The 5,810-nt window shown below is 40.5% G+C and carries 4 protein-coding genes; 3 read left to right on the top strand and 1 reads right to left on the bottom strand.

The genetic code is table 11. The features are described 5' to 3' along the window. The 3 genes from WBM98_RS09250 to WBM98_RS09260 form a co-directional block, all read left to right on the top strand. Positions 1-318, top strand: a 318-nt coding sequence (locus WBM98_RS09250) for a response regulator transcription factor (protein WP_424365738.1), incomplete at its 5' end; no start/stop codon positions are given. A 195-nt stretch (positions 319-513) separates the two neighbouring features. Further along, positions 514-2,256, top strand: a complete 1,743-nt coding sequence (locus WBM98_RS09255; protein WP_424365739.1) for an IPT/TIG domain-containing protein — start codon at positions 514-516, stop codon at positions 2,254-2,256. Positions 2,257-2,287: 31 nt separating this feature from the next. Next, the gene (locus WBM98_RS09260) at positions 2,288-4,021 is read left to right on the top strand and encodes a lipase family protein (RefSeq protein WP_424365740.1); all 1,734 of its coding nucleotides are present in this window, start codon (positions 2,288-2,290) and stop codon (positions 4,019-4,021) included. A gap of 83 nt (positions 4,022-4,104) precedes the next feature. On the opposite strand, the gene asnB is transcribed toward WBM98_RS09260, so the two are convergent. Further along, the gene (gene asnB, locus WBM98_RS09265) at positions 4,105-5,775 is read right to left on the bottom strand and encodes an asparagine synthase B (protein ID WP_424365741.1); all 1,671 of its coding nucleotides are present in this window, start codon (positions 5,773-5,775) and stop codon (positions 4,105-4,107) included. Positions 5,776-5,810: the final 35 nt, after the last annotated feature.

The raw sequence follows: 5,810 nt of genomic DNA on the forward strand, positions 1-5,810 counted from the left end.
GATAAACAAGAATTAATATTGGCCATTACAACCGTTAATAATGGGCATACCTATCTGCCTAGAAGCATTCAGGATATTTTGTTGAATGATAGTATCGGTAACCCAATCCAACTAGCATTTATCCCAAAACTCACACGGCGGGAAAAAGAAGTCCTTAACCTGATTGCAAAAGAGCACACCAATCAAGAAATTGCAGAATTGCTTTTTATTAGTACCAAAACCGTAGAAAGCCATCGTAATAACCTCATTCAAAAATTAGGTGTCCGAAATACTGCCGGACTAATCAGGGTAGCCCTTGAAAAGGGGTTATTAGATTAAGATCAATACAAGGTATTTCCTATTTCCGTCTTTTTAAACTATAAACTATTTCTTCCTAGGGTTTACCCTGATTTTTAAAACCACAGATTTTACCTGATGTATGCCTCGGGTATTAACAGCAACTTACAGCTGTTAATCCTTAAATAAAATCTGATGAAAACAATTTCGAAAATTATTCTAATCCCTTTAATGGTTATGTGCATATTTTTTGCCTGTAGTAAAGAGGATAGCACAACAACTCAGGAACCAGAACCAGCGCCAACATTGGCGGCCACATTAAGCAGTATTGATCCGGAAAGTGCAGCAAAGGAAGCGGAAATAACGCTTACCGGTGAAAATTTTGGCACTGACAAGAACAAGGTAAAAGTGTTCTTCAATGCCGTCGAAGCCATTGTGCAATCGGTAACCAATACCGAAATAAAAACGATTGCACCGGCCAATGCCAGCTCAGGTGCTATAAAGATCATTGTAAATGGCACCACCATCGACGGACCGGTATTCACTTTTCTACAGCCCACATTGAACAGTATTGCGCCAGAAATCGGGCCTAAAGGTACAGAAGTAACCTTTACAGGGGCCAATTTTGGTTCGGACGCCACCAAAGCACAAGTTTTCTTTACAACGGCCATAAACGGGGAGACCCGAGCAGTTTTGGTGTCCATCACCAATACAGAGGTAGTCGTTGAGGTACCAAGTGATGCGGCTACTGGAAATGTACGGATGGTTGTGGATGATATCGAATTGGCCGGGCCCACATTTACGGTATTTGGGCCTGCAATTTCTTCATTTACTCCTGAAAGTGGTCCTAAAGGCACAGAAGTAACCATTAATGGCGAGGATTTTGGTACAGATCAAAATTTGGTCAGCGTATTTTTCAATGATAAACCGGCTTTGATCAAATCAGTCAGTGATACCGAAATAATAGCAATAGTACCAAGTGGTGCCCAGACCGGTTTGGTCAAGGCAATTGTCGATGGTTTTCAATTAAGCGGCGCTGAATTCACCTATGTCTTTACTGTTGAAGTAAGCACAATTGCGGGAAGCGTTGAAGGCTATGAAGACGGTGTTGGATCGGTTGCAAAGTTTGCCATACCACGTGGGATAACTACCGATGCTTTGGGCAATATCTTTATAGCGGATCGAGCCAATGGTAGAATAAGAAAGATTACACCGGATGGTATTGTGAGTAGCTTGGCAGGAGGTATTGGCACCAATAGTTCTATTGACGGGCAAGGATCCACTGCTGGTTTCTTTGGGGTTGAACAGCTTACCATCGATGTATCGGGCAATGTAATTGCAACCGAACAAGTAGTAGGGAAGATACGCCAAATTGGCCCGGATGACGGAATAACGAGCACCATTACCAATTTACTTTTAAATCCAACGGGAATAGTAATCGACAATTTTGAAAACATATTTGTCGCGGACGATAGAAAGATATTTAAAATTGACCCGAACGGAACGATCAGTACTTTGGCCGGAAGTAATGGCGGTTTTGCCGATGGCTTAGGCGTTAACGCCCAATTTCAAGTTTTGAGCGCCTTGGCCATTGACGCTTCCGGTAATATTTACGCTGCAGATCAGGCGAACAATAGGATTCGAAAAATAACGCCGAATGGCCAAGTTACCACAATTGCCGGAAGCACGATCGGATTTGCGGATGGGCCAGCAATTAGCGCACAATTTAATAATCCAACGGGCATTACAGTTGATAAACAAGGTAACCTCTACATAGTAGACAGCGAAAACAATAGAATAAGAAAAATAACACCAGAAGGGCAAGTAAGTACCGTTGCAGGAAGTACGTCTGGTTTTTCAGATGGAGACGGTGCAACGGCGCAATTCAATAGGCCAAGAGCAATAACCATTGATGCCGATGGAAATTTGCTGGTAACCGACACGGATAATGCCAGAATTCGCAAGATTTCATTTGAATAGTAGCCATCTCTGATAAAAAAATAATCTAGTCATGAAAAATATTAAAAAAATAATAGCGGTATTGGTCATACTGGGTGTTCATTTTATGAACTTCCAGATTGTGGCCCAAACGATGCCCAATAAGGAAATTAACTGTTTTGATAATTTTGAATATAATGATTCTGGAAACAATTTGGCAAACACCTATCTGCTAGCAATGCTTAATTGCAAAATGACTCCTCATCTTTTATTAAATCTTAGAAGAGATTCAGCAGCGGAAGCAGTCGCACTTTCTCAAAATAATAGTGAATTTGAAATTGAATTTAAGAGTAGGTTAGAAAAATGGTTTAACCCAAACAAACACAATCCAGTTATCAAGGTTTTACGAAATGTAAAAGCGGATGTGAATGCACCAGTAACCAAACAAGCGCAAAGTAGGAGAACCAAAAGGGACTTGTTAAAAACGGAACTCACCCCTATTGGATCAAATGAAAAAGAAAAATTAGTCATCGAGTTTTTTTATGAATCGAACGGAAAAGGTATTGATCCTGAAGCCATGCTTATCTCAACTAAAGACTATATCATCATAGCTTGGAGAGGTACCGACAGGGTTTCTAATACAACTCCAATAGTTGGTGGAGCTATTTATGAATTTGGTGAATGGTTAGAAACTAACCCTGACATGCTTTTGGTACCACCTCCTAGCAGCAATATCTCTGGTTTGGTGCATGAAGGTTTTAACAAAAGTATTATATATGGAGATATTCTTGGAAAACTAGCAAATAGATTACGTGAACTTGGTGTAGAAAATAAAAAATTATGGATTACCGGTCATAGTTTAGGTGGTGCACATGCTCAATTATCGGCTTTGTATTTAAAAAAGATGTACAATATCCAACCCTTTGCAGTATATGCCTATGCCTCACCGGCAGTGGGTGATCAAGCATTAGCCAATACTTTAGAGCGGGTACTTCCAGGAACTAGACTTCAAAGATTTATTTATCGCAACGATCCTGTCCCTAGATTACCGTCAGGAATGACACTCCCTTATGCAAGAGCTGGGATACTGAACCATTATAGCAGTGAGCAAGGCAGTAATAACTATCATTTTGACAAAAGTGAGCAACGTGAATTTCCGTCGCCATTCATATGTCATCATCACTCTCAATGGTATGCCAGAGCAGCATTTTATGAATTGATAGACAATCGGCCCAGCCTTGAAGGTAAAATTCCAGAAGCTCCACCAGCACCTACAGAATTTTGTACTCCTCTTGATGTATCGGAAGAAAATGGCAGTACTATTGTCCAATCCTTTTTTGGAATAGACCAAGATATGGAACCTGGTACTTATTATATTATGAATGCTAAAACAAAAAAATATTTAAATATAAAAGCAGGTGAAACCAATAGCAATGGAAAACCTTTTAGAATGAATTCTTTAAGTACTAGTAATCGTTTTAAATGGAATGTTGAGAATATACCCGCTGGCGTCTTAGGCGGATATGTAATTAAATGTAAAAGCGGTAGTAAAGTTATTGATGCCGATAGAGGTAATGTTGGAGGAAATAACAGTGGAGTACAAACATGGAATCGGTTACCAGCTGTTGTTGGAATTCTTAGAAATCATCAAGAATGGGAAATTGAACGTTTGGATAATGGAAGGTTCCATATAAAAAACATGTTAAATAATCAATATGTTTTAAATGCCCTAGATAATGGCAGGGTTGTTTTAGATAACAACAAAGGTTTGGGCGGCCAATGGTTTTTTGTAAAAGTTGCTAATTAGATATCTAAACTTTAAAATAAGAAAACCTTGAGGCTACACTCAAGGTTTTCTTTTAAAAAAAATATCAAAAAAAGTTCGTAATATTATTTTGAATACGCATCCTCATGCACTTTGGCCACTGCCCTACCCGATGGGTCGTTCATGTTCTTGAATGCTTCATCCCACTCTAAGGCAATCTTGGTGCTGCAGGCCACTGATGGTTCCTGAGGAACACAAAGTGCGGCTGCATCACTTGGAAAATGTTCCTCAAAAATGGAGCGATAATAAAACTCTTCCTTATTCTGAGGCGTTTGAATGGGGAATCGGAATTTTGCATTGGCCAATTGCTCATCTGTCACTTCCTCATTCACCACTTCCTTCAAAGTATCGATCCAGCTATAGCCCACCCCATCTGAAAACTGTTCTTTTTGGCGCCATGCTACACTGGCCGGTAACATATCCTCAAAGGCTTTGCGAACCACCCATTTTTCCATGCGTTCCCCGTTGATCATTTTATCCTGTGGGTTAATGCGCATGGCCACATCCATAAATTCCTTATCCAAGAAAGGAACCCGACCTTCAATACCCCATGCAGCTAAACTTTTGTTCGCACGAAGGCAATCATACATATGTAGTTTGCTCAACTTACGCACAGTTTCTTCATGGAATTCCCGAGCGTTCGGTGCTTTGTGGAAATACAGATAGCCTCCGAACAATTCATCGGCCCCTTCTCCTGAAAGCACCATTTTAATTCCCATGGATTTGATTACCCTTGCCATCAGATACATTGGTGTAGAGGCCCTAATGGTAGTGATATCATAGGTTTCGAGGTTGTAAACAACATCCTTTATGGCATCGAGACCTTCTTGGATTGTAAATTTAATTTCATGGTGGATGGTGCCAATATGTTTTGCCACTTTTTGGGCAGCAGCCAAATCTGGGGACCCTTCCAATCCTACAGAAAAAGAGTGCAATTGTGGCCACCATGCCTCTGTGGTATCATCGGATTCAATTCGTTTTTGGGCGTATTTTTTTGCGATCGCAGAAGTAACGGAAGAATCCAACCCACCTGAGAGCAATACCCCATAGGGTACATCGGACATCAATTGCCTATGTACCGCAGCCTCTAAGGCTATCTTAATTTCTTGTATGCTGGTTTCGTTTTCCTTTACAGCATCATATTCCATCCAATCACGGGAATACCACTTTTTAAGTTCCCCATCGCTACTGTGCAAATAATGCCCCGGAGGGAATAATTCGATTTTGGTACACGTACCTTCCAACGCTTTTAACTCTGATGCCACATAAAACGTCCCATTCTTGTCCCATCCCATATATAAGGGAATGATTCCCATATGGTCACGGGCCACAAAATACTCGTCCTTTTCAGTATCATATATGGCAAAACCAAAGATTCCATTCATTTCATCAAGAAAATCGACGCCTTTTTCCTGATACAAGGCTAAAATTACCTCACAATCGGATTGGGTTCGAAAATCATATTTTCCCTCGAACTGTTTGCGCAGCTCCCTATGGTTATATATTTCCCCATTAGCGGCGAGCACTAGTTTATTATCAGGACTGAACAACGGCTGTTTTCCAGACGCCGGATCGACAATTGACAATCGTTCATGGGCCAAAATGGCTTTATCATCGGCATAAATACCACTCCAGTCAGGACCTCTATGCCTAACTTTCTTTGACATTTCCAACAATTGCGGCCGTAAGACCTCCGTACTTTCCTTTACATCAAATGCACAAACAATTCCACACATATTAAAATATTTATATCAATTTAGAGGCAAATATG

The organism is Maribacter sp. (assembly GCF_049667165.1).
Lineage (GTDB): Bacteria > Bacteroidota > Bacteroidia > Flavobacteriales > Flavobacteriaceae > Maribacter_A.